General features: G+C 34.5%; 21 protein-coding genes. 12 read left to right on the forward strand and 9 right to left on the reverse strand.

The window, feature by feature from the left end:
- Nucleotides 1-6 precede the first annotated feature (6 nt).
- Both accC and NLM59_RS04785 read right to left on the reverse strand, forming a co-directional pair.
- On the reverse strand, nucleotides 7-1446 hold the full coding sequence (gene accC / locus NLM59_RS04780; RefSeq protein ID WP_304416609.1) for an acetyl-CoA carboxylase biotin carboxylase subunit: 1440 nt from the start codon (nucleotides 1444-1446) through the stop codon (nucleotides 7-9).
- Between the two features lie 6 nt (nucleotides 1447-1452).
- The gene (locus tag NLM59_RS04785; RefSeq protein ID WP_304416610.1) at nucleotides 1453-1938 is read right to left on the reverse strand and encodes an acetyl-CoA carboxylase biotin carboxyl carrier protein subunit; all 486 of its coding nucleotides are present in this window, start codon (nucleotides 1936-1938) and stop codon (nucleotides 1453-1455) included.
- 320 nt (nucleotides 1939-2258) lie between these two features.
- On the opposite strand from NLM59_RS04785, the gene NLM59_RS04790 reads away from it, so the two are divergent.
- The 4 genes from NLM59_RS04790 to NLM59_RS04805 all read left to right on the forward strand — a co-directional run bounded on the left by NLM59_RS04790 (nucleotide 2259) and on the right by NLM59_RS04805 (nucleotide 6388).
- On the forward strand, nucleotides 2259-4346 hold the full coding sequence (locus tag NLM59_RS04790) for a recombinase (RefSeq protein WP_304416611.1): 2088 nt from the start codon (nucleotides 2259-2261) through the stop codon (nucleotides 4344-4346).
- Nucleotides 4347-4495: 149 nt separating this feature from the next.
- Nucleotides 4496-5059: a YeeE/YedE family protein gene (locus NLM59_RS04795; protein ID WP_304416612.1), complete on the forward strand. Its 564-nt coding sequence runs from the start codon at nucleotides 4496-4498 to the stop codon at nucleotides 5057-5059.
- Nucleotides 5060-5063: 4 nt separating this feature from the next.
- On the forward strand, nucleotides 5064-5546 hold the full coding sequence (locus NLM59_RS04800) for a DUF6691 family protein (RefSeq protein ID WP_304416613.1): 483 nt from the start codon (nucleotides 5064-5066) through the stop codon (nucleotides 5544-5546).
- A gap of 65 nt (nucleotides 5547-5611) precedes the next feature.
- The gene (locus NLM59_RS04805) at nucleotides 5612-6388 is read left to right on the forward strand and encodes a patatin-like phospholipase family protein (RefSeq protein WP_304416614.1); all 777 of its coding nucleotides are present in this window, start codon (nucleotides 5612-5614) and stop codon (nucleotides 6386-6388) included.
- Here the strand turns inward: NLM59_RS04805 and NLM59_RS04810 are convergent.
- Complete coding sequence (locus NLM59_RS04810; protein ID WP_304416615.1) at nucleotides 6382-6981, reverse strand: Tll0287-like domain-containing protein; 600 nt, start codon at nucleotides 6979-6981, stop codon at nucleotides 6382-6384. The genes NLM59_RS04805 and NLM59_RS04810 overlap by 7 nt on opposite strands.
- 160 nt (nucleotides 6982-7141) lie before the next feature.
- Between NLM59_RS04810 and NLM59_RS04815 the strand changes: the two genes are divergently transcribed.
- On the forward strand, nucleotides 7142-7498 hold the full coding sequence (locus NLM59_RS04815) for a YidH family protein (RefSeq protein WP_304416616.1): 357 nt from the start codon (nucleotides 7142-7144) through the stop codon (nucleotides 7496-7498).
- Nucleotide 7499: 1 nt separating this feature from the next.
- Here the strand turns inward: NLM59_RS04815 and NLM59_RS04820 are convergent, their stop codons facing one another.
- Entirely contained in the window at nucleotides 7500-8468 is a 969-nt protein-coding gene (locus tag NLM59_RS04820; RefSeq protein ID WP_304416617.1) for a type I phosphomannose isomerase catalytic subunit, read from the reverse strand.
- Nucleotides 8469-8675: 207 nt separating this feature from the next.
- Nucleotides 8676-8927: a hypothetical protein gene (locus tag NLM59_RS04825; RefSeq protein WP_304416618.1), complete on the reverse strand. Its 252-nt coding sequence runs from the start codon at nucleotides 8925-8927 to the stop codon at nucleotides 8676-8678.
- Between the two features lie 166 nt (nucleotides 8928-9093).
- Between NLM59_RS04825 and NLM59_RS04830 the strand changes: the two genes are divergently transcribed.
- From NLM59_RS04830 to NLM59_RS04840, 3 genes are all read left to right on the forward strand, one after another.
- Nucleotides 9094-9858, forward strand: coding sequence for a GLPGLI family protein (locus NLM59_RS04830; protein WP_304416619.1), 765 nt, complete (start codon nucleotides 9094-9096; stop codon nucleotides 9856-9858).
- 42 nt (nucleotides 9859-9900) lie between these two features.
- Nucleotides 9901-12561 carry a TonB-dependent receptor gene (locus NLM59_RS04835; protein ID WP_304416620.1) on the forward strand — a complete coding sequence of 887 codons (2661 nt, stop codon included), beginning with the start codon at nucleotides 9901-9903 and terminating at the stop codon, nucleotides 12559-12561.
- A gap of 274 nt (nucleotides 12562-12835) precedes the next feature.
- Nucleotides 12836-14506 (forward strand): alpha-amylase family glycosyl hydrolase, encoded by a 1671-nt coding sequence (locus tag NLM59_RS04840; RefSeq protein WP_304416621.1) that lies wholly within the window; start codon nucleotides 12836-12838, stop codon nucleotides 14504-14506.
- 101 nt (nucleotides 14507-14607) lie between these two features.
- Here the strand turns inward: NLM59_RS04840 and acnA are convergent, their stop codons facing one another.
- Nucleotides 14608-17421 (reverse strand): aconitate hydratase, encoded by a 2814-nt coding sequence (gene acnA, locus NLM59_RS04845; protein WP_304416622.1) that lies wholly within the window; start codon nucleotides 17419-17421, stop codon nucleotides 14608-14610.
- A gap of 335 nt (nucleotides 17422-17756) precedes the next feature.
- On the opposite strand from acnA, the gene NLM59_RS04850 reads away from it, so the two are divergent.
- Complete coding sequence (locus tag NLM59_RS04850; RefSeq protein WP_304416623.1) at nucleotides 17757-18260, forward strand: hypothetical protein; 504 nt, start codon at nucleotides 17757-17759, stop codon at nucleotides 18258-18260.
- Nucleotides 18261-18468: 208 nt separating this feature from the next.
- Here NLM59_RS04850 and ahcY read toward each other — a convergent pair whose 3' ends face one another.
- Nucleotides 18469-19782 (reverse strand): adenosylhomocysteinase, encoded by a 1314-nt coding sequence (gene ahcY, locus NLM59_RS04855; protein WP_304416932.1) that lies wholly within the window; start codon nucleotides 19780-19782, stop codon nucleotides 18469-18471.
- Nucleotides 19783-19844: 62 nt separating this feature from the next.
- Here ahcY and NLM59_RS04860 point away from each other — a divergent pair, with 62 nt between their 5' ends.
- Nucleotides 19845-20489: a 4'-phosphopantetheinyl transferase family protein gene (locus NLM59_RS04860; protein WP_304416624.1), complete on the forward strand. Its 645-nt coding sequence runs from the start codon at nucleotides 19845-19847 to the stop codon at nucleotides 20487-20489.
- A gap of 68 nt (nucleotides 20490-20557) precedes the next feature.
- Here the strand turns inward: NLM59_RS04860 and NLM59_RS04865 are convergent, their stop codons facing one another.
- Nucleotides 20558-20908: an MGMT family protein gene (locus NLM59_RS04865; protein ID WP_304416625.1), complete on the reverse strand. Its 351-nt coding sequence runs from the start codon at nucleotides 20906-20908 to the stop codon at nucleotides 20558-20560.
- 42 nt (nucleotides 20909-20950) lie between these two features.
- Between NLM59_RS04865 and NLM59_RS04870 the strand changes: the two genes are divergently transcribed.
- Together NLM59_RS04870 and NLM59_RS04875 are read left to right on the forward strand one after the other, a co-directional pair.
- Entirely contained in the window at nucleotides 20951-21484 is a 534-nt protein-coding gene (locus NLM59_RS04870) for a hypothetical protein (protein WP_304416626.1), read from the forward strand.
- A 17-nt stretch (nucleotides 21485-21501) separates the two neighbouring features.
- Nucleotides 21502-23526 (forward strand): ComEC/Rec2 family competence protein, encoded by a 2025-nt coding sequence (locus NLM59_RS04875; RefSeq protein WP_304416627.1) that lies wholly within the window; start codon nucleotides 21502-21504, stop codon nucleotides 23524-23526.
- On the opposite strand, the gene NLM59_RS04880 is transcribed toward NLM59_RS04875, so the two are convergent.
- Nucleotides 23509-23952 (reverse strand): thioredoxin family protein, encoded by a 444-nt coding sequence (locus NLM59_RS04880; protein ID WP_304416628.1) that lies wholly within the window; start codon nucleotides 23950-23952, stop codon nucleotides 23509-23511. The two genes, NLM59_RS04875 and NLM59_RS04880, sit on opposite strands and share 18 nt — an antisense overlap.
- Between the last annotated feature and the right edge of the window lie 163 nt (nucleotides 23953-24115).

Consider the following 24115-nt stretch of genomic DNA (forward strand, 5'->3'; position numbering starts at 1 on the left):
AAAATCTTATTTTGGTAAGCGAACTAATTTTTGATCTTTTAAATACTGATAAACAGCCATTAGCGCTGCTACTTCAGCCTCTTTTTCTGGCTCTACATGTAATGCTTCTGGCGTATAATGGTCTTTCACAAAACCTGTATCATAATCACCACTCACAAAAGCTTCGTGCTGGCAAACAAATTTCCCGAAAGATAAAGTTGTTTCAACACCCTCTACTTTATAAGCATCAATCGCCTCAATCATTTTAGCAATCGCTTCTTCTCTATTTTCACCATAAGTTATTAATTTAGAAATCATTGGATCATAGTAAATTGGAATCTTCATTCCTTCTTCAAATCCATTATCCACTCTAATTCCTTCACCTTGAGGTAACTTATAAGTCTCCAAAACACCTACGCTTGGCAAGAAGTCTTTTACTGGATCTTCTGCATAAACTCTTAATTCTAGTGCATGTCCTTTAAAAGTTAAGTCTTCTTGTGCGAATGGTAATTTTTCTCCTCTTGCAATTCTGATTTGTAATTCAACCAAATCCTTTCCAGTAATCATCTCCGTTACAGGATGCTCAACTTGCAGACGCGTATTCATTTCTAGGAAATAAAAATCTAAATTTCCATCGATTAAAAACTCAACCGTTCCAGCGCCTACATAGTCACAAGCCTTAGCAACTGCAACTGCAGCCTTACCCATTTCGGCTCTCTTTTCTGGTGTTAAAACACTAGAAGGAGCTTCTTCAACTACTTTCTGATGACGTCTTTGAACACTACATTCGCGTTCGAAAAGATGAACCACATTTCCATGCTCATCGGCTAACACTTGGATCTCAATATGACGTGGTGAGGTGACATATTTTTCAATAAAAATTGAACCATCCCCAAAAGCCGAAGTTGCTTCAGAAATTGCACGATTCATTTGAGATTCTAAATCCTCTTCTTTCTCAACTACGCGCATTCCTTTTCCACCTCCACCGGCAGATGCTTTAATTAAAATTGGGAATCCAATCTCTTTGGCTATAGAACGAGCTTTTTCTACATCTGTAATAGCTTCATCAATACCCGGAACCATTGGAATATCATAGTGACTCACGGCTTCTTTAGCTGCCAACTTACTTCCCATTACCCGAATAGCATGTGGTTTTGGACCGATGAAAGTAATTCCGCTTGCTGTAACTTTTTCTGCAAAATCAGCATTCTCACTTAAGAACCCATAACCCGGATGAATTCCATCTACGTTTAATGATTTAGCGACTTCTAAAATTTTATCTGCGCGCAAGTAAGATTCTGAAGAAGGAGCTTCTCCAATACAAACTGCCTCATCTGCAAATTTAACATGAGGTGCGTTTCTATCCGCTACAGAATAAACCGCTACGGTTTTAATTCCCATTTTTCTAGCGGACTTCATGACTCTCATCGCGATTTCACCACGATTTGCTACTAATATCTTTCTCATACTTGCTTATTCGAATTCAATCATTAAAAATTTCTTCTCAATCGCTTGACCTTTGCTCACGTGAATTTCTTTGATCACACCATCTCTTGGCGAAGAAATTACGTTTTCCATTTTCATGGCTTCTAAAATCAATAGAGATTGTCCTTCGGTCACTTCCTCACCAACATTCACCATGATGTCGAAAATTAGACCAGGCATAGGTGCATGAACAGCATTCACTTTTTTGCTCTCACCAACCTCAAATCCTAGTTCTTTAATAAGTTGATCCAACGCATCGGAAATATCAACCTGATAAAGGTTGCCATTTACCTCAACGGAGTATTTCTTTTGATGATAGTTGGAATCTAACATATTAATCTTATATGATTTATGATCTTTAAGCAGATGGAAATTCGTTTCATCTAAAGCTAAAACGTCTAATTCTTCTGCATCTTTTGGAGTAAGCGAATAGCTATATTCATCGTTTACTTTAAGAGAAAAGTTGTCTTGCATGTGCAAATATTTATGTAATAAAAGAAGTAGAAATCACTTCTTAATTAGTTAATTCTAAAGAACGTCCAAGTTAATTAATAAAATTAAATTATTAAATGAATAGACTTGATTTTTAATGAAAATGCTCCGATCAGGAGCTAATTTAAAGTCGTTATATCTAAATAAGCTAATCAACCTATAAGTATATATTTCTTTTTAATATGATTATTAAATGTACTTTTGCGCCGTTAAACCTCATCAATAGGATGATGCTTAAAAAGAATTTCTCTATTTTTAATAGTTGAAAAACCTTTAAGCTTTAAGCATAAAAACCTTTTCTAATGCCCCTGCACAAGAGTCATATCAACAAATCTAGTTTAGAAGATATTTTCTCCACCTATTTTACAAAAAATCAAGGATGGGATTTGGTAAACGACCAAGTGAACTTATTGGTATTGATTGTAAATACCATACGTCCGAAAAAAAATGCTGCAAAAGTTGGCCTAGAAAAACTCATCAAAATCTTAGAGGAAAACCCTGATTATAAAGAGAGTTTTAAGAACTACTTAGATACACTTTTCAAGGATCGATTCTTCACAGAAATGATTACAGATGTTGGTCTGCCATCGGAAGAAAGTTTTGGACGCGAGTTTAGAAAACGACTTACCGATAAAATTCTACCAGAAACCTCTGATTCTAGAAAGATGAGATATTTGTTTAAGCAAGTATTTCATCAGAAAAATGATTTTCAATGGGTTACATCTATAGATTACAATCAATTAGTTCGACTTTTTGATGTTTTAGAAGTGCCAGAAATAGATACTTCTTTTGAGCAAGAAGGAAGTATGTGGCAAATTTATTATTCGGTGGTAGTGATTGCCTTACGCGCAAGTGGATCGGCATTGGAAAAAGATATTGTCAACCTTACGCCCTCTTATCAAAACAAGAATTCTCCCTTTGTTGCATTGTATCGAGAAATTGAGGATTTGTGGGATAAAGCGAGTTCAAACAACGAACTAAAAAGCAAAGACGACGAGGATTATAAGCAGATTTATGTCTTACTTCAGCAGTGTAAAAACTATTTAGCGAAAGCTTATAAAGGAAGTGAAACCTATGGAATCACACTGCAAACCAATCGAGATATAAATAGAATCCGAGAGCAATTAAAACGTATCGAGTTGATGCTTCCCCTACTTGTGAAAGAAGAGGAAGACATCAAAAATATAAAATTAACACACTTGTTTTATATCTTAATGGAGATTCACTCGAGTCGTAAAAAGCTGATGGAGTTTGTGTCGGATTCAACAAGGTTGGTGGCGTCAGAAATTAGTTCGCATAAGGCAAAAACAGGAGAAAAATATATTTCCTCGAGCGTTAAAGAATATTGGAAAATGCTGTACACCGCTTTGGGTGGTGGATTTATTGTTGGTATTTTATGTATCATTAAATTATTGCTTACCGATTTGCAGGTGAGTGATTTTGGACATGCTTTCTTTTATTCACTCAACTATTCAATTGGTTTTATGGTCCTTTATTTAATGGGCTTCACTTTAGCAACCAAGCAACCTGCTATGACTGCTTCTACTTTAGTTGATTTGATAGAAAAAGGAATCAATCTGGATGTAAAAGCAAGGTATCGTTATAAAGCCTTTGCGGTTTATTTCTCTCATTTATTTAGAACTCAATTTATTGCTTTTGTCGGTAACGTAGTTATGGCCATGATTGTAGCCTCGTTAGGTGTTTACATTATTTATTTACTCACCGGAAATGACATCACTATTAAGGCTTGGCCTAAATTATTGTATGACTTAAACCCAACTACATCAAAGGCATTATTTCATGCAGGAATTGCGGGTGTATTTTTATTTATTTCTGGAATTATAGCAGGTCAAGTAGCCAACCGCAACAAGTTTTATGGGATTTCAAAAAGATTAGCCGACAATCCAACCTTAAAATGGACCTTTGGACTAAGGAGAGCAGAAAAATTAAAAACTTGGTATGATAACAAATGGGCCGGAGTTATTTCTAACCTTTGGTTTGGTGTTTTCATGGGATCCACTGCATCGATTGGAGTGTTTTTAGGTTTAGACTTAGACATTAGGCACATCACCTTTGCGGCGGGTAACTTTGGTTTAGCTTTATTCGGTTCGCAAGCTGAACTGTCTGCAGAAACTTGGTTTTGGTCAATCCTTGGAATTGGATTAATTGGATTTATGAACTTTATTGTGAGTTTTGGCCTATCCTTATTATTGGCTTTCAAATCCAAGAATGTACCATTAAGAGAACTAAAACCTCTGAGCTTATCGGTAATTCAGGAAATCAAAACAGATCCATGGAGTTTTTTCTTCCCGGTTCATATTGAAAAAAAGAAAGATACTCTATCAGAAAAAATCAAAGAGTCCATCGATAAAAAACCTAATAATTCTTAAGGCTTTTTTAAACTCTTAGTATAGACCAAGGTAACTCAAGTTACGCCCCTCCATCAGCTCTTTCTATATCTTCGCAACTTCAATTTAGAGATAGGATTAGTTTCCTTTTGAATCTAAATCTTTAATAATTTAAAAATAGAAATAGATATATGTTAGAGTTTTTAAAACAACCTTGGCCCTGGTATGTGGCAGGTCCATTAATTGGATTAACAGTGCCTTTCTTATTACTTATTGGCAACAAATCTTTTGGAATTAGCTCTTCCTTAAGACATACTTGCGCAGCTTGTATTCCCAATAAAATTCCCTTCTTCAATTATGATTGGAAAAAAGAAGCTTGGAATTTATTCTTTGTTGGAGGAATCATATTAGGCGGTTTTATTTCATTTTTATTGTTACACAACCCCGAAAATATTGTTGTTGCACCATCTTTAACAGAGTATTTAGACCAATTTAATATTAGCACTGCGCAAGGTTATGAACCAACAGAGATTTTCTCTTGGGAAGGATTATTTACTTTAAGAGGTTTTATACTTCTTGTAGTGGGTGGTTTCTTGGTTGGATTCGGAACTAGATACGCTGGTGGATGTACAAGTGGACATTCTATTATGGGCATGTCTAATTTACAATGGCCTTCTTTGGTAGCTACCATATTCTTCATGTTGGGTGGAATCTTTATGACACACCTAATCTTACCTTTAATCTTAAACCTATAATCAGATGAACTTACAAGAGAAAACATTAAGAGAAGGGACTGCTTGTGTCAACGAAAGCGAGCAAAAGCATCCATGGTGGTATAATTTAAAGTATCTTTTATTAGGTATTTGGTTTGGAGTCATCATCGTTAAAGCTGAGTTAGTAAGTTGGTTTAGAATCCAAGAAATGTTCAGGTTTGAATCATTTCATATGTATGGAGTGATTGGGTCTGCAGTCATTATTGGGATAATTTCTGTATTCATTATTAAGAAATTTAATTTAAAAACCATTTATGGTGAAAGTGTCAAAATCAGCCCTAAAGAGTTTAGAAAAGGGCAAGTTTTCGGTGGTTTCATATTCGGATTAGGCTGGGCAATGACAGGAGCTTGTCCGGGACCTCTTTTTGCTAATTTCGGATATGGATATACGGTAATCATTGTGAGCATATTGAGTGCTGTACTCGGAACCTTTGTTTATGGTAAATACAAAGATCATCTACCGAATTAATCATCGGGTTCAAATAATCATAAAGTGAGAATGTTTAGTTCTCACTTTTTTTTATCTTTAGACTTATGTATGAAGACAATAAAATTGGTTTAGTTCTTTCGGGTGGTGGATACAGAGGCGCCGCCCACATTGGAGTTTTAAAAGCTATGGAAGAAAGAAATATTCGTCCTAGTTTTATTTCTGGCACTAGTGCTGGGGCTATAATTGGAGCTTTATTTGCCGCTGGATTAGGATGGAAAGACGTATTCAGCTTTTTAAAACAAGCCGATGTTGTTTCTTATAAAAATTATACTTTTCAAAAAGCTGGTCTTTTAGATAGCTCTAAATTCGTTCCTCTTTTTAAAGACATATTCAAAGAAGATAGTTTTGAATCTTTAGAGATTCCACTTTTTGTAGGAACCACTGATTTGATAGAAGCTAAAACTAGATTTTACTTTGAGGGTGAACTTATTTTACCCTTAATTGCTTCGGCTTCAATTCCTGGCGTGTTTTCACCAATAAAATTTAAAAACAGATTATTGTGTGATGGAGGTGTCACCAACAATTTGCCAGTCGAACCTTTGATCCCCCTATCTGATAACATCATCGGAGTTTATGTAAATCCACTTCAAGAAATATCTGATAAAAATCTAAAAAGCACTCGCAGCGTATTGCTTAGATCTTACTTAATCATGAGAAATGCCATCTCAAAAAAGAATTTAAATCAATGTGATGTGCTAATTGCTCCTAAAGCTTTAAATAGTTTTAACGTTTTATCTAAATCTAATTTAGATCAAATATTCAATATGGGCTATGAAGAAGCTTGTATTCAATTAGATAATTTCCTGGAAGACAATCACTGATTCATCATTTCAATTACCCAAATTCCACGAAGTTGATTGTCTTTATAACCGATTGCCTTATCATCAGGATATAATTCTTGAATTTTAGCATAAGTTTCTTCAGACATTTCTTTTCCTGGAGTTCCATGGCATTGCAAACACATAGCGTTGGTGACAATAGGATAATAAGCCTTTGGGGTTTTACTTGTTGGCTCCATTAAAGGCATAGGTTTTTCCCCATGTTTCAGTTGATTTTTAACCAAATCCATATAATCTAATTGTGCATGACTGGCTTCATTATTAGGATTTCTGTTTTTATCTGAAACACGAGAAATATTGACATTATGAACTTTAGACAAACTATCCGTAATGGGAATAGCTTCTACTGAACAAAACTCTAAAGCATGGATGGGTCCACCTTCTTGCAATTTAGCCATCAATTGACTTCCCAAAGCTTTTTGAGAGTTCATGGCAATTTCTTGTCCTTTGGTTAAGAAATCGGTTGTTTCACCGATTGAGGAAGTATTTATTTCTTGTGTAGAGCTCGTTTCATCTTTCTTTTCACAAGACAGAATAAAAAAGCTAAGGAAACTGAAGATTAATAATTTTTTCATGAATTCAATTTTGATGAGTTATCTAGTTATCAAATAAAGTTAAAACTATTTTTTAATTTTATCTGTAGCATGAAATACACTTCTTATAAAAGAATTAGCTGGCATAAATAGAAATGATGCTTAAGTTTAGATAAATTTGTATTGGATTCAAGATAGAATTATGTCCAAAAAATTTAGAAATAGTAAAAGACAAGTCAAAAAACTCATCAAATTCACCGATGAATATGACGTAAAGGAAAAAATAATTTTACGTGATCACTTGGCTCTGCAGCGAACTAAACTTGCAAATGAGCGAACTCTTTTGACTTATGTAAGGTCGGCCTTATATCTGATAATTGCAGGAATTGCTTTTCTAGGAATGGAAGATTTTAAAGGAATGCCCTATATCGGTATTACTTGCCTTGGCGTGAGCATCATCATATTAATGATTGGTTTTGTGCGCTTTACACAATTAAAGAAGCAATTAAATAGAATTTATAAACTACCCGATCCAGAAGAAAATGAGGATGATGAGTAGATTAAGTAGTTACACAAAGTAACTCAGCAGATTCGGATTGAATACTAAAATCCTTCATTTTAGCAGGGATCAACAAGGTTTCTCCTTTTTGTAATTCCGTGATTTCTCCATCTACATCAAACTTAGAAGTTCCTGAAATCCCTATATAAATCTGAAAAGTTTGTTTAGTTTCAACTTCTATGGTATCGGTAAGCGAAATAAATTTCATGCAAAAATATTCTTCATCTACCACATCCACCACTTGATTATCAATAGGATTATATTCCTTTTTTAAATCAGGAATAAAATTAGGATTCATTACTTTCAATCCTTTTTCGATATGTAGATCTCTTGGCTCTCCTTTCTCTTTACGATTAAAGTCAAATAATCGATAAGTGATATCAGAGGTTTGCTGTATTTCGGCCAACACAACACCCTTACCAATCGAGTGCACGGTAGTAGCCGGAACATAATATACATCGCCTTTTTTAGGATTAAATTTCTGAAGATAATTCTCTACATTACCTTCTAACAGTGCTTTTTCTATCTCTTCTTTAGATAAATCTTTTTTCCAACCTAAGTATAAATTAGCATCCTCTTCAGCATGCATAATATACCACATTTCAGTTTTTCCACGCCCATTCTCTAATTCTTTAGCCCACTTATCGTTGGGGTGCACCTGAATAGATAATTGAACTTTGGCATCTAAAAATTTAATTAAAATGGGAAAATCAGCTCCATAAGTTGCATAAACTTCATCACCTAAAATCCTATCTTTCTCCTCCAATATCAGCTCATGAAGTGTTTTGCCCTTAGCTTCTCCATTAGAAATAACCGAGTGATTATTATCCACATTAGATATCTCCCAGCTTTCGCCAATAGGTTCATCTCTCCCATCCTTATTAAGAAAACGATGCAATAAATCGCCACCCCAAATTTTGGGTTGCTGAATTGGCGTAAATTTTAAAGGATATAATTTTTTAAGAGACAAAAATTGGATCTTTATTCGGTTGAACTTATTTTAACCTTGCAAAAATAAAGGATTAAGGCATATATCAAGTGATATTAACTAAAAAAGTTTGTTATAAGAGAAATAGCATTGATAAGCCATTCAAGAAAAATTGGCTAAAGCAAGTTCTTATAATTCCAAACCATTTATTTACTTACTTCTCCTAATAAAACTATGTTTATAGTCTAATTAGATATTAATATCTGTAGGTGATTTAGTATCAAGCTCTTCATTTTCAAAAACTGGCTTCTTTCTTTTACCAGCAAAATCTGCTATAAAATAACCAAATATACCACCATAAGCTGTAGACGCCCATGGGTTTGAGGTGATGGCACATGATCCTGTTAAGCATCCTACTTGGGCATAATACACATAACCGGCAATGAGTCCCACCAAAATACCTAAGAAGTAAAGCTTATATTTAATAAGGAATTGTAGCATATCAATTATTTTAAACAAAGTTATCAGAGATACTAAAGATAAAAGGTAACTTATACTACATACAAATGCACGTTTGCAATATGTTTTAAGCACAAAAATGTCAAGTATTTAAAACTAATATTGTTTATGTTTATGTTTACATAATTAATTTTAAATTTAATTAGGTTTGAAAATATTAAAATTATTGCTGTGTTGGATTATTTTTACTTCGGTTCAAATAATCCATGCACAGGAGGCAACACGACTAGAAGTAGAATATTCGGAGTATAAAATACAAACTAAAAATCCTTATGCTCCAGACACTTATTCTCGAGCAAAACTAGTTTGGCAGGATAATATATCGCGCTTCACTTCTTTTTACGAGGAAGCAAAAGAAGCAGATCCAGATTTTGATGGGTATTCTTTTAACGTGAATGTTTACAAAGATTTTGAGAAAAATGAAATGTATGCCCGTGCGATGGGATACAAAGATTTTAACCATGTAATTCTAGATTCTATAAATATTATCAACTGGACGATACAAGATTCGGTGAAGTACATCAAAAACATGAAAAGCCATTTGGCCACTACAACTTTCCGAGATCATGAATGGGAAGTTTGGTTCACCATGGAAATTCCTATCTCAGATGGACCTTGGAAATTAACGGGGTTGCCTGGTCTTATTTTAGAAGCCCAAAGCATTAACAAGGCTGATTTATCTTATAAATTTGTGGCTGAAAACATCAATTATACCCAGAATAGTACGCTTAACATTCCTAAACACCCATTTCCAGACTTTGATCTCATTAATTTTGATGAGTATTATCAACATACACTTAAAGAGGATACTCGTATGTTACGCTATGTAGCTACACAGCAACCTGTGAGGGAAGGCATTACATCCAGAACTTGTTATAGCACTATGGAAACTTGCAATTGTTATCCAGAATAATCTTAAAACTTGAATTAGTTTTCACGCTATTATTTAAATCAATTGAATAAATTCATTCTTTTCCTTTTTTTGTTTATAATTTCTAAGGTCTTATTTGCCCAGCAAAACCTAAAAGGAAATATTAGCTTAGAAGACTCCGGAACTCCCAATGCAGTTCACGTAGTTCTAAAGAACGCTGAAAATAGAGATCAAATACTTTCATTTACACAAACCAACGCTGAAGGGAAATATCAATTTGATTTATCCAAAATTTTATCGAATAAACAAGTCAGTATTATTATTATTGAGGTTTATAAGGTCAATTATATAAAACAAGAAAAAGAATTAAACTTAAAAGACACAGAGCAGCACATTCAAGTTGATTTTCATTTAGCGTCTTTGATTCAATTGGAGCCTATTATCATTACAGCTGATAAAAAACCTGTACGCGTTAAAAACGACACGGTGAGTTACAATGCCGAATCATATAAGGATGGTACAGAAAGAGTGGTAGAAGATTTACTCAGGAAATTACCAGGCATTGATGTCGACGAACAAGGGAGAATTAAATACAAAGGAAAGCACATTGAACGTGTTCTACTCCAAGGGGACGACCTTTTTAATTATAATTATACCATAGGAACCAAGAATATATCGGTTGATATAATCGATGAGGTTGAAGCCATTGAAAATTGGAGTGAAAATCCACTTTTAAAGAAAATAGAAAATTCAAAATCTGTTGTTCTTAACTTAAAATTAAAGAAAGGATTAAGCGATGTTTCTCTTTTTGGCTATGGAGGTTATGGCATAAAAGATAGGGTTGACAGTGGTCTTAACTTACTTTCGGTGGCTCAAAAAAACAAAAACTTCTCGACATTATCCTATAATAATCTGGGAGAAAACCGATCGCCCTATGCTATTTATGAATCAGGCTTTTCGGAGCAAGATTATCTTTTCTACAAATTCAGGAGTGATTTGTTAATACATGAAATGATGGGTTCAAATCAATTGTCCACTGAAAGAAACAACTCCAATCAACAATGGTTTGCGAGTATGAATCACATTGCCAATGTATCGAAAAAGTTTGCTTTGAGATTCAATTTAAATTATGTTGATGATTTCTATCGTAAAATGGATAGAGACAACACCGATTATTTCTTAGATGGGCAGCCGATTCAAAATAACTTTGAGGAAAGTATATCACAGAAAAAACCTCAAATCTATCAAGGAGATGTGCTGGCGAAAATAAAATTTAATGATCGTTCCTTGACCGAAATATCGACGAATTTCAACGCATCAGAAAGTGTTTTTTCAAATCAAACCTTAAGTAATCGCTCCAGTTCCTTTAATTCTATCCTTGAATCCAAACCAGAACTTTGGGTAAATGAATTGAAGCATACCTATAAAATGAACGATACCAATGCTTTGCAATTTAGCGCTATCTATGCTAAGCATGAAGCCACACAAAACAACAGCATCGATATTGGCTTAGATATTCATTCCGACGAAATATTTGAAAATGGGTATACGCTTCAAGAAATTGCACAGCAGAAAGAAACATTTCAATTTTCGAGTAAATTTTTATCCTCAGACAAGAATGAAAACAAATTAGAAATCGAAGGTGTTTTTAATTTCAACAAGGAGAGTTTACATTCAAATCTTTTGACTGATAATTCATTAATATCTAAAAATGATATGATCTTGAAAATGATGGAGTTCACTTTGAGTGTTAAAAAAGCTTATGATTTCAAACGATGGAAGTTGATTCCAGCTTTACAAGCTAAAAATTTTATGATAGAAAATGAAGATTTTCTTTTGAATAAAACATTAGATAAAAATCAATTTTTTCTAGCTCCATCCTTGTCCTTACATTATCAATTGGCAAGTAGATTAAAAGTATTTTTAAACCTAAACTATAACGAAGTTGCGCCAGAAAGTCGAAATTTATTTAATGATTGGATCATGCAATCACATCGTTATTTTAAACAGAATCAACCCAATCTTGCCTTTAGAAAAACTTTAATGACAACTTTGGGCTACACCTATTATAATTTAAGAAAACAGGAGAAATTCGTTGTTGGTCTCGCCAGATATAGCAATGCTAATAATCCCTCTACCCAAAGTTATATCAGCGAAAACTTTGTATTGAATGAACAGTTTAATTTATCTGCAAAAAATAAAAATTATTCTGCGCATGTGGAATTAGAAAAATATCTTCACATCTTTAGGTCAACCTTTAAATTATCTGGAAATTATCTTTTTTCTGAATACAACAATGTTGTTAATAACTCCCAGTTAAGGCTTAATCAATCAAATCAATGGAAAGCGGAATTAGGCTTAAAAACAGCATTTAATTTTCCGTTTAATTTTAGTAATAACTTAAAATGGAATCAAATTAATTTCAGCTCCAGCCAAGATTTCACAAATTCAAACAGCTTAATTTCCAATAATTTTAAACTTATTTTTAAAAAAGATATTTGGTCGGCTAATCTTGGATTTGATTATTATCACAATGACATCAGATCGAAGCAACCTATTTACTTCCTTGATTCTGAAGTTAAATTTAGACCCAAGCAAAAATCATGGTCTTTTGCGCTGATATCAAAAAACTTGCTCAACATGAAGTACTATGAAAGCACCAACGTGACAGATTATTATATACATCAGATGAGACAATCACTGAATCCAAGATATATTCTATTGAAAATGGATTTCAGATTGTAAAATGGAAGATAATAATGGGCATAAGTTTTTAGCAAACAAGAATTTCAAATAAGGCATAAAAAAATCGGTAGGGCTCCCCCTACCGACCACTAACCATAAAAACTCTTATTATGAAAACTACTTCTTTATTATAAAAAAGGATTTCATTGGCAAATGTCCGACAATTTAAAAAACCCGAGTGTAACAAAGATTACATAATAGTCACCTTACCAAAATTCCGTTTTAATTCAATCTACAGAAAGTTTTGTAGTTTTATAAAATTATTACTTTAGATATGAATAAACTTCTTCTATTATTCTTGCTTGTTGCTATGTTATATTCGTGTAAAACAGTTAAAAAAACAACCGAATCTACTCCACCTCAGCCAAGCGTGCAAAAAGATAACTTCCTATGGGAGAACGCCAACTTTTATTTCCTATTAACCGATCGTTTCAAAAACGGAGATACGTCCAATGATAATAATTTCGAAAGAAATAAAGGAGCAGATGTGTTGAGAGGTTTTGAAGGAGGAGATTTACGTGGTATCATTCAAAAAATTGATGATAATTATTTCACTGACCTAGGGGTTGATGCGATTTGGATGACGCCTATCGTAGAACAAATACATGGTGGTACCGATGAAGGAAGCGGAAAAACTTATGCCTACCATGGTTACTGGACAAAGGATTGGACTGCTTTAGATCCCAATTTCGGAACTAAAGAAGATTTAAGAGAATTAGTACAAAAAGCCCATGCCAAAGGAATTAGAATTGTATTAGACGCTGTGGTTAATCACACAGGTCCTGTTACAGAAATAGATCCTGCTTTCCCGTCGGATTGGGTGAGAACTGGACCAGCTTGTACTTACGAGGATTACAAAAGCACCGTAGAGTGTACCTTGGTAGAGAACCTACCCGATATTTTAACCGAAAACAACGAGAATGTTGAACTACCAGATCAATTGGTAAAAAAATGGAAAGAAGAAGGTAGATATAGAGAAGAAATGGAAAGCCTTGATGCTTTTTTCAAAAAGACAGGCTATCCACGTGCGCCAAAATATTATATCATGAAATGGTTGGCGGATTATATCACCGAATTTGGAATTGATGGTTATCGTGTAGATACGGTTAAGCACACTGAAGAAGATGTTTGGGCAGATTTTTCAAAAATTACACAAATGGCTTTTGAAGAATATAATGCCAAGTTGCCAAGATCTAAGCGTTCAAAATCTGATTTCTTTTTAGTAGGTGAGGTTTATGGTTACGGTATCGGACAAAGAGAGTTCTATAACTTCCCGGATAAGAAGGTGAATTATTTTGATTATGGATTCCCAGCGCTTATTAATTTTGATTTTAAGCAAGATGCTACTCAATCTTTCGAAGAGTTATTCTCCTCTTATTCAGATATCTTAAACAATGAAATGCCTGGCAAAATGGTGATGAACTATTTAAGTTCGCACGACGACGGACAGCCTTTTGATAAATTAAGAGAAACTCCATACGACGCAGGAACTTTATTGCTTTTATCTCCAGGAATTTCACAGATTTATTATGGTGATGAAACGGCTCGTCCACTAGAAGTTAAAGGCGCAAAAGGTGATGCTAATTTAAGATCAAACATGAATTGGGAAGACATAGAAAATGATCTTGAAACCAAAAGTATTTTAGAGCATTTCCAGAAATTAGGAAAATTTAGACAAAAGCATCCTGCTGTTGGTGCTGGAGTTCATCAAATGATTTCAGACGACCCTTATTGGTTTAAAAGAACCTACAACAAAAATGATATCGAAGATATTGTAGTGATTGGATTAGACTTACCGGTTGGTGTAAATACAGTTGATGTTTCAAGCGCTTTTGAAAATGGTCAGCGTGTAAGAGATGCCTATTCTGGCATTGTAACCCATGTAAAAAACGGAAAAGTTCGTCTAGAGCTAGATGAATCGATTGTGTTGTTAGAGAAGTATTAATTAATACATTACAACCGATTTCAAAATATTTATAGATAGTTTATTTGAAAAAAAATGTCGCCTCTTTGGGCGACATTTTTTTTATTTTTCATTTTAAGTGTTTAAGCTTCATTATTCAAAAATTGACGTAATACATATTGTAAAATTCCATCGTTTTGATAATAAGCGATTTCAATATCAGAATCCAAACGTGCAATCACACCAAATTCTATCTTTTCACCTTGCTCATTTTCTGCAATAACCTTTAATTCTTTGTGCGGGGTTAAGCCTTCTGAAATTCCTGTAATACTGAAACCTTCTTTACCTGTTAAACCTAATTTCTCAGCTGTATCACCTGGTTTATATTCCAACGGCAAAACGCCTAAACCTACTAGATTACTTCGGTGGATGCGTTCGTAGCTTTCTGCTAAAACACATTTCACCCCCAACAAAAAGGTTCCTTTAGCCGCCCAGTCACGCGATGAACCACTTCCGTATTCTTTACCAGTCAGAACAATTAAAGGCGTATTATCTTCCTTATATTTTTGTGCCGCATCATAAACCGACATTTCTTCTCCGGATGGTAAATAAGTAGTATATCCTCCTTCCTGCTCTGCCAATTTATTCTTAATCCTAACATTCGCAAAAGTTCCACGAACCATAACCTCATCATTTCCTCTACGCGATCCATAAGAGTTGAACTGATTCTCTGGAACTCCTCTTTCTAAAAGATATTTACCCGCAGCTGAATCTTTATTAAATGCACCTGCTGGCGAAATATGGTCAGTCGTGATACTATCACCTAAAACCAATAATGCCTTAGCATTTTGAATATCTTGTAACGCATGTGGCTCCTCTGAAATGTTTTTAAAGAAAGGAATTTCTTGGATATAGGTAGAATTGTCATCCCATTGATAAACCATATCCTGAGGTACTTCTAGATTTCTCCAAATCTCGTTTCCAGCGAAAATCTCCCCATAATTTTTTGCAAAATCTTTTGGAGAAAGAACATCGCTCATGATTTTATGTATCTCGTCGTCGCTTGGCCAAATATCTTTTAAATAAATCGCTTTTTGATTCTTATCATAACTGATCGGTTCATTCAATAAATCAATATCTACCCTACCCGCAATGGCATAAGCTACCACCAACATAGGTGACATCAAAAAGTTCATTTTAACTTGTGAGTGTACACGTGCTTCAAAATTACGATTACCCGAAAGCACCGAAGCAACTACTAAATCATACTCATCAATCGCCTTTGAAATTTGTGGAGGAAGCGGACCTGAGTTACCAATACAAGAAGTACAACCATAACCTACCAAATGGAATTGGAGCGCTTCTAAGTCTTTCATTAAATCGGCTTTCTCTAAATAATCCGTTACTACTTTAGACCCAGGCGCAAGCGATGTTTTAACCCATGGTTTAACATCAATACCTAACTCTCTCGCCTTTCTCGCAACCAAACCTGCTCCAATCATTACAAATGGATTCGAAGTATTGGTACAAGAAGTAATTGCCGCAATGGCAACAGATCCATCTGAGAGTTCAAACTTTTTAGATCCTTGCGTAATCCAAACTGTTTTTAATTTATTCTCATCAGCTTCAATAGACGAGTCTGGTCTTTCTGTGCGCATTTCGGTCGTTGGTTGATTTCCACCACCTTCTTCTTTAAACCTAGCAATAGACTCCGACATTTCGCCATTAGGCAATAATTGACCTCTATCGTCTGGATCGATATAACTACGACCAAATGATTCGCCTAAAAGGTCAATGAATTTTGGCTTAAAGTCTTTAAGTGCAATTTTATCTTGTGGTCTTTTAGGTCCTGCCACCGTAGGTTGTATGCTAGAAACATCTAATTCAAGCACAGTTGAATATTGAATTCTATCCTCATTTTCTCGCCACAACATATTGGCTTTACAATAAGTTTCAACCAAGTTAATTTGCTCTTCGTCGCGATTGGTTTCTCGCATATAATGCAAGGTCTTGTCATCAATCGGGAAATAAGTAATCGTACACCCAAATTCTGGTGACATATTTCCAATAGTAGCTCTATCTGGCACAGAAAGGTGATCTAATCCTGGCCCGAAAACCTCAACAAATTTGCCTACCACACCATGTTGACGTAATAGATGCGCAATATTTAAAACTAAATCTGTAGCCGTTGAACCTAAAGGAAGTTTTCCGGTTAATTTAAGCCCAACTACCTCTGGCATAATGAAGTAAATAGGTTGCCCCAAAATAGCGGCTTCAGCTTCAATTCCACCTACACCCCATGCAACAACACCAATTCCATTTACCATCGGCGTATGGCTATCGGTTCCAACTAAGGTATCAGGGAAAACCTGTCCATCGCGCTCTACAACACCTTTAGACAAGTACTCTAAATTAACTTGGTGACAAATTCCCATTCCAGGAGGAACTACACTAAAGTTATCGAAAGATTGCTGTGCCCATTTTAGAAATTGATATCGCTCTCTATTTCTTTCGTATTCAACATCCATATTCTTTTCATAAGAATAATTGGTCCCGAAATAATCTACTTGCACCGAGTGATCTACCACTAAATCTACCGGAATGAGTGGATTAATTTTGTTAGGATCCTTTCCTTTTCTTGCAACTTCTGCTCTCAATGAGGCTATATCTACAACAGCAGGAACTCCTGTGAAATCCTGCATTAAAACTCTCGCTGGCTTAAATGGAATATCCTTTTCAGATGCATTTGGAGTCCATCCGATTAAGGTTTCTAAATGTTCTTTGGTAATCGCAAAATCATCGTAATTTCTCAACACATTTTCTAGAAGAATACGAATCGAAAAAGGAAGTTTAGAAATCTCGTGACCTTGCTTTTCAAGTTCTACCAAACTGTAAAAGTCGAAGTCTTTACCCCCGACGGTCAGTTTTTGTTTAATGTTATATGGGTCTTTGTTCATGATAAAAGTTTTTAATTTAAAAGTTGCTCATTCAAAAATCTACGCCTTAATTTCTACTGACATATCTAACTTTGAATTAAGCCTTTAAGTTAGTAAATATTATTGTCAAAAGGTATAATTATATTTAATTTATTAGGTTTTGACTCAAAATCTTAATCATTATTTAATATTTAAATAAAATTTATGAATTGTAGTCATTTAATCAATTTCAATTGGTCTCATATCTCGGCGGAAATACAGATTTTCAACTATATATTTTTCTTTCATCTTAAATTCAGAAATAATTCACTTTCACACACGAAAACTTAGTTTATCTTTACAACAAACATCAGAAAATGAAATCTTTAATTTATATCTTTTTATTTGTCTCAGTTTTCACAAGTACTCAGGAATTGAGCAAAGAAGGTGTCGCTCTAGTCAACACCGAAACTGACTTTAACCAAGCAGAAAATTACCGAAAACTAAAAAGCTTTGCAGAGGATTACCTAGTGAATGAAAACATTAAAATCACTCAATTAGATGCCGGGAAATCCATTCATATTCAAGGTGCAGAAAACCATAAAGCTTGCTACATCAATCAAAAATTTGCTACCAAAAATTGTTTTGAACTGCAATATGATGTAGTCATTACAGCCAAAGACAAGGTATATACTTTTGAGGTGAAAAATCTAAAAGCGACTAATGAAAGTACGCATCCAGGAATGTCGTTCGCGGATTGGTTTGATCCAAATGGCAATCCAATACCAGTTTTTAAACCCTGTATTGATGGTACATCTGAATATTTCAGAGCTATGAATTCTGACTTTAAGGAATTTGTTGAGGAAGGTGATTATTGGTAAGAATGAAGTGGTTTAATGGTGGGGTAGAAATTGTTTAGTGTAATTTAAAGATGGTTTAATTTGTTAATGCAATCTTTAGAAAGCACTGTTAAACATTACAATCAAAGTCAAGTTCCGTGTGACACTCCGCGCTTACCTATTTTGCTATAAACAAAAAAGTCGAAGTTTATAAAAACTCCGACTTTTCTAATTTATACTTTATAGCTTCTTAATAACGGTACATATCCGATTTAAATGGTCCTTCAACAGGAACATCAATATAAGCCGATTGTTCTTCTGTTAAAACATCTAATTCAACGCCGATTTTAGCTAAGTGTAATCTTGCTACTTTCTCATCTAAATGCTTAGGCAAAACATATACTTTGTTCTCATATTGCTCTGGGTTTAACCATAACTCTAACTGAGCCAAAGTTTGGTTGGTAAATGAGTTAGACATTACAAAAGATGGATGACCTGTTGCGTTTCCTAAGTTCATTAATCTACCTTGAGATAAGATAATTACTTCTTTACCATCGATGTTGTACAAATCAACTTGAGGTTTAATCTCATCGCGGGTATTGCCATAATTACTATTCAACCAAGCCATGTCGATTTCATTATCGAAATGTCCGATGTTTCCAACGATACATTTGTCTTTCATCGCCTTGAAGTGACGATCCTTGATGATATCTTTATTACCTGTAGCTGTAACTACAATGTCAGCTTCTTTCACGGCATCGTCCATTTTCTTAACTTCGAATCCGTCCATAGCAGCTTGCAATGCACAAATAGGATCGATTTCCGTTACAATTACTCTAGCACCTGCACCACGTAATGAAGCAGAAGTTCCTTTTCCAACATCACCATAACCTGCAACTACAGCCACTTTACCTGCCATCATAACATCAGTAGCACGACGAATTGCGTCTACAGCTGATTCTTTACATCCGTATTTATTATCGAATTTAGATTTGGTTACCGAATCATTTACGTTGATAGCTGGCATAGGTAAAGTTCCTTTTTTCATGCGCTCATATAAACGTAATACTCCCGTAGTCGTTTCCTCAGATAAACCATTGATTCCTTCAGCTAATTCTGGATATCTATCTAACACCATATTCGTTAAATCTCCACCATCATCTAAGATTAAGTTCAATGGTTTGCGATCTTCACCAAAGAACAATGTTTGTTCTATACACCAATCGAACTCCTCTTCTGTAAGACCTTTCCAAGCATAAACTTGAACTCCAGCAGCAGCAATGGCAGCAGCCGCATGATCTTGGGTAGAGTAAATATTACAAGAAGACCAAGTTACTTCAGCACCTAATTCAACCAAAGTCTCGATAAGTACTGCTGTTTGAATTGTCATGTGCAAACAACCAGCAATACGAGCGCCTTTCAGAGGTTTTTTAGCTCCAAACTCTTCTCTTAGCGCCATAAGTCCTGGCATCTCCGCCTCAGCTAGTTTAATTTCTTTGCGACCATAATCAGCTAAAGAAATATCTTTAACTTTGTACGGAATATAGGTGGTTTTTGTATCCATCATAAATATTTTTATTGTACTTTAGAATGTGCAAAGGTACAAACTATCTATAAAATAATAAGATGCCGTTAATTGATAAAATTAAAGACGATTTTACAGAGATCGTTGTGTGGGATGTCACAGAAACCAAAGAGGAACTAATAGAATATGTGAACCTTACACCTCGGCGAATAGCTAAATTAGAATCGATGCCAGAGAAGCAAAGTCTAGAGTTTCTAGGGCTTCGCGCTTGTCTTATGGAGCTTAATTCTGATTTAGATGTTAACTACGACAACAAAGGAAAACCTTATCTAGATTCGAATCATCATTTGTCTATCACCCACTCCTACGGCAAAGTTGCGGTGGGTTTAAGCGAATATAAAATTGGTATTGATATAGAAAAGCAGCGAGATGAAAAAATCATCAATATTGCTAGGAAATTTCTACGCGAAGATGAGATTGCATGGATTCCACAAGATGAAAATTACGCACATTATTTACATATCATTTGGGGACTAAAAGAAGGTTTATATAAGCTAAATGGCGGAAATCTTTGGAACTTCTTAAATCATTATCGGGTCGAGCCTTTTGAATTAAAGCCTTACAGCAAAATAACTTGCTGGATTTCTGATGAGACCTCTAGTCGCAAGTATTTTGCTTATTATAAAATGATAGAAGATTATTATTTGGTTTGGGTGCTGGATTATGAAGTGAAAGCAATTAATTAGAAATGTATAATATTAAAGGTTAATCTCTAATATACATTAGCTCATTTAAAACATTCTCTAACTACTTTCTACTCATCAATCTCCTCCTCGTCAAAAGGTGGAATCCATCTTTTACTTTCAAAGTCTTGAATTTGATTGTTAATCACCGTAATTCCTTCATTTTCCAATAATTGTTGCATTAAATCTGGGTGAGCAAAATGTGCCTTTCCTGTAAGTAGACCATTTCTATTTACCACACGATGAGCTGGTACATCTGGCTTATCATGACTTGCATTCATGGCCCAACCCACCATTCGTGCCGCGCCAGGAGAACCTACAACTTTTGCGATATCACCATAGGTTGCTACTTTTCCTTGCGGAATCCTACGAACTACATCATATACTTTATCGAAAAACGACTCACTTGATGCTTTTATCATAAATTATACTTATTTTTAAAAGGCATTTGTAAATATAAAGTTTTGTCTAGAGATATTGATATTAAATCGATTAGAAATCGTCCGCGTTTTAAAATAAAAACTCGTCTTAGTAAAGATGAGTTTACCGATAGATTGAGGAAACAGTTCCAGATTCAGAACAAAGTTTTGGGAGGCTATGTGGGACAAGAATTCTCTGTCTTTAGAATGCGAAAAGACAAGAATGAATACTGGGCACCTCAACTACAAGTGCGCTCGGAAGTAGATGAAGATAATCCAAATATTACCATCATTAGAGGAGTATTTGGACCTCGACCAAGTGTTTGGACATTATTTATGTTTTTATACATTCTTGGTGGAACTATTTTCTTCTTTTTCGGACTTATTTGGTTCGTGCAAATGCGTTTAGATGTTGAATCATGGATGGTACACTTGGCTTGGCTAGGATTATTTATTATGATCGCTACCTACATAGCAGCTCATATTGGCCAAATAATAGCCAAGGAACACATGAAGGTCTTGAGAGATTTTATGGAAAAAGTAGTTAACGATGAGTTAGAAACTGAATTCGACGAATAATGTAAAATATTTCTTAAATGAAATATCATCCATTTGCATATTGGCTATTGGCAATAGTTGCTGGTATATGGGTGTCCTTTGAATATTTCCCTAAGGAAGAATACATTATTTATTTTATAGCCTTTGCCCTTCTACTGCTTTTGTTTATACGGCTGGCTAAATTAAAAAACGGATTTATATTCTTCTCTGGATTCTTGATAGTTATGGGTTTAGGCTCTCTGAGATTTCATCAAGAAAACCCAGATTTTAATTCTGAATTTGATCTCAGCAAACAAAAGTCTCTTTATTATATTGAGGTTCAAGATATTCTAAAGCCTTCTGAAAAGTATAATAAATATGATGTTAAGATTATTGCTTCTGATTATCCAAATGACACGGCATTAATCAATCAAGACTTACTGTTATACCTCAAAAAGCAAGAGATTCCCATCCACGCACATGATCAATTTTGGATTTACGGGAAAATCGATGAAATTCCAGCACCTAAGAATCCGCATGCTTTTGATTATCGGGCGTATATGAAGAATAAAAAGATTTATCTTCAGATATTCAGCGATAGTCTAGCGGGTTTGGAACATCCTAATAATAACCTTCTTGCGCACCGTTTATCGGTTTTCAAGCAAAACATTAAAAACGAGCTCAACACTAAAGGCTTTTCACAAACAAGTAAAATATTTATTTCTTCACTGGCTTTAGGCGATCGGTCGGATGTAGATAAGGATTTTCAAGAAAAGCTATCCTCTGCAGGTGTTATGCACTTGTTTGCTATATCTGGTCTACATGTGGGAATCATCTTTGGATTTATCATGATACTTCTCTATCCTCTACTATACATACGGCATGGTAAAGTTATGCGTTGGGCGGTTGCATTAGTATTGATATGGATTTTCGCTTGGTTTGTAGGTTTTAGCCCGTCGGTAACAAGAGCTGCGTTTATGATTAGTATTTACTATTTTACCTTAACGATTCAGCGCAATCCAAATATCTACCACACTTTAGCCCTTTCTGCTTTGGTGCTACTATTTATTCAACCCAATCAACTCTTTGAGGTAGGTTTTCAGATGAGTTATAGCGCTGTTTTCTTTATCGCTTGGTTATACCAACCTGTTCGTCAACTCTTTCCACACTATCGCAAACCATACAAGAATTATTTATTCAATTTAATTTGTTTAACCACCGTTGCGCAGATAGGCGTTTTACCTATCAGCGTTTATTATTTCAATAAATTCTCAGGATTATTCCTACTAGGCAACCTGGTCGTACTTCCTTTTGCGAGCATTATGGTAGCGCTTTCATTTGTGGTGGTACTCACTTTAGCGTTAAATGTTTTCCCTGATTTCCTAGTTGATTTAATAAACTATGCATTTGAAAAAGTATATCAATACATCGACTTTCTGACGTCTTATGAATCCTTTATTTTTAGAGACATTACATGGAATTGGTTACAGGTTCTCTTACTTATCAGCCTAATTATTTTAGTAAGACCTTTATTTCTTCAATTTAAATGGAGAAAATTAATTCCGGTTTTCATGATTTTATTAGCTTTTCAGGCTACCAGAGTTTATGATGATTATACCTTTAATAACAAACAAGAACTCATTGTTTTTCAACAATACAAAGGAAGCCTTATAGGGATAAGAGAAGGGAAAAAGTTAGACATTTTTTGGCAAGTTGAGGATTCCACTAATGTTAGAAATTACATCATCAATCCCTATATGACACATGAAAAAATTAAACACCTAGACATTCATGATTTAATGTCTTCGCATAAAGGCGACAATTATATTAAATTTAAAAACTTAATTAAACTGAATGAGCAAGTTTACTACATTAGCGATAATCAATTCAAGGAATTCCCTGCGGTAGATGCGATTATCTTAACCCAAGCACCTTATTACCTACCCGATTCAATTCCATCAAAAATAAAAAGGATAATCGCTGATGGTAGCAATTATCCTTCTCAAATTCAATATCTGAAAGAAAAATCAGATAGTTTATATTATACTAATGAAAGTGGTGCTTATTTAGAAGCTATTCAATAAATCGTTTGGCTTCATAAAACCTCTAAGTAAGTGAGTTAATTCATTGTTGCTATTAATCACTACATAAGATGGATAGCTCAGGTTTCCTTGCAATAAAGCCGCTGCTAATTGATGAACGCCTTTTCTTCCTACTTCCATATATTCAAACTTTTGTCCTTTGAAAGTAATTTCTTGCTTTTGCTCAGCATCGAATTTAACTGGAATGTAGTATTCATTTATAAAAGCAACTACCTCTTCATTCTTAAAAGTTGTGTTATCCATTTGTTTACACCACCCACACCAATCGGTGTAGACATCTATAAACATTGGTTTCTCTGGACTTTCTAATTGCAGTTTTTCTGCATCATTTATAGACACCCAATTAATCTCTTGAGCGAAACTTAGACTGCTTAAAAAAAGTGAAATCAAAAATATATATCGTGTCATAATCTTATTCTTATTTGCAAACTTAATAGGGAAGTTTGAATCTTAGTGTTAAAAATTTGTTATCTAACAATTAATTAGAAACTACAGGATTGAGTTTTAGGCTAAAAATATGCCAAAAAAAAATCGGCTTCCAACGAAAGCCGATTCTATTTTAATATTGATA

The organism is Profundicola chukchiensis, assembly GCF_029664245.1.
Taxonomy (GTDB): Bacteria; Bacteroidota; Bacteroidia; order Flavobacteriales; family Weeksellaceae; genus Profundicola; species Profundicola chukchiensis.

Coding starts and splice junctions, on each gene's coding strand:
- accC (WP_304416609.1), bottom strand. CDS start 1,446: ATGAGAAAGATATTAGTAGCAAATCGTGGTGAAATCGCGATGAGAGTC.
- NLM59_RS04785 (WP_304416610.1), bottom strand. CDS start 1,938: ATGCAAGACAACTTTTCTCTTAAAGTAAACGATGAATATAGCTATTCG.
- NLM59_RS04790 (WP_304416611.1), top strand. CDS start 2,259: ATGCCCCTGCACAAGAGTCATATCAACAAATCTAGTTTAGAAGATATT.
- NLM59_RS04795 (WP_304416612.1), top strand. CDS start 4,496: ATGTTAGAGTTTTTAAAACAACCTTGGCCCTGGTATGTGGCAGGTCCA.
- NLM59_RS04800 (WP_304416613.1), top strand. CDS start 5,064: ATGAACTTACAAGAGAAAACATTAAGAGAAGGGACTGCTTGTGTCAAC.
- NLM59_RS04805 (WP_304416614.1), top strand. CDS start 5,612: ATGTATGAAGACAATAAAATTGGTTTAGTTCTTTCGGGTGGTGGATAC.
- NLM59_RS04810 (WP_304416615.1), bottom strand. CDS start 6,981: ATGAAAAAATTATTAATCTTCAGTTTCCTTAGCTTTTTTATTCTGTCT.
- NLM59_RS04815 (WP_304416616.1), top strand. CDS start 7,142: ATGTCCAAAAAATTTAGAAATAGTAAAAGACAAGTCAAAAAACTCATC.
- NLM59_RS04825 (WP_304416618.1), bottom strand. CDS start 8,927: ATGCTACAATTCCTTATTAAATATAAGCTTTACTTCTTAGGTATTTTG.
- NLM59_RS04840 (WP_304416621.1), top strand. CDS start 12,836: ATGAATAAACTTCTTCTATTATTCTTGCTTGTTGCTATGTTATATTCG.
- acnA (WP_304416622.1), bottom strand. CDS start 17,421: ATGAACAAAGACCCATATAACATTAAACAAAAACTGACCGTCGGGGGT.
- NLM59_RS04850 (WP_304416623.1), top strand. CDS start 17,757: ATGAAATCTTTAATTTATATCTTTTTATTTGTCTCAGTTTTCACAAGT.
- ahcY (WP_304416932.1), bottom strand. CDS start 19,782: ATGGATACAAAAACCACCTATATTCCGTACAAAGTTAAAGATATTTCT.
- NLM59_RS04860 (WP_304416624.1), top strand. CDS start 19,845: ATGCCGTTAATTGATAAAATTAAAGACGATTTTACAGAGATCGTTGTG.
- NLM59_RS04865 (WP_304416625.1), bottom strand. CDS start 20,908: ATGATAAAAGCATCAAGTGAGTCGTTTTTCGATAAAGTATATGATGTA.
- NLM59_RS04875 (WP_304416627.1), top strand. CDS start 21,502: ATGAAATATCATCCATTTGCATATTGGCTATTGGCAATAGTTGCTGGT.
- NLM59_RS04880 (WP_304416628.1), bottom strand. CDS start 23,952: ATGACACGATATATATTTTTGATTTCACTTTTTTTAAGCAGTCTAAGT.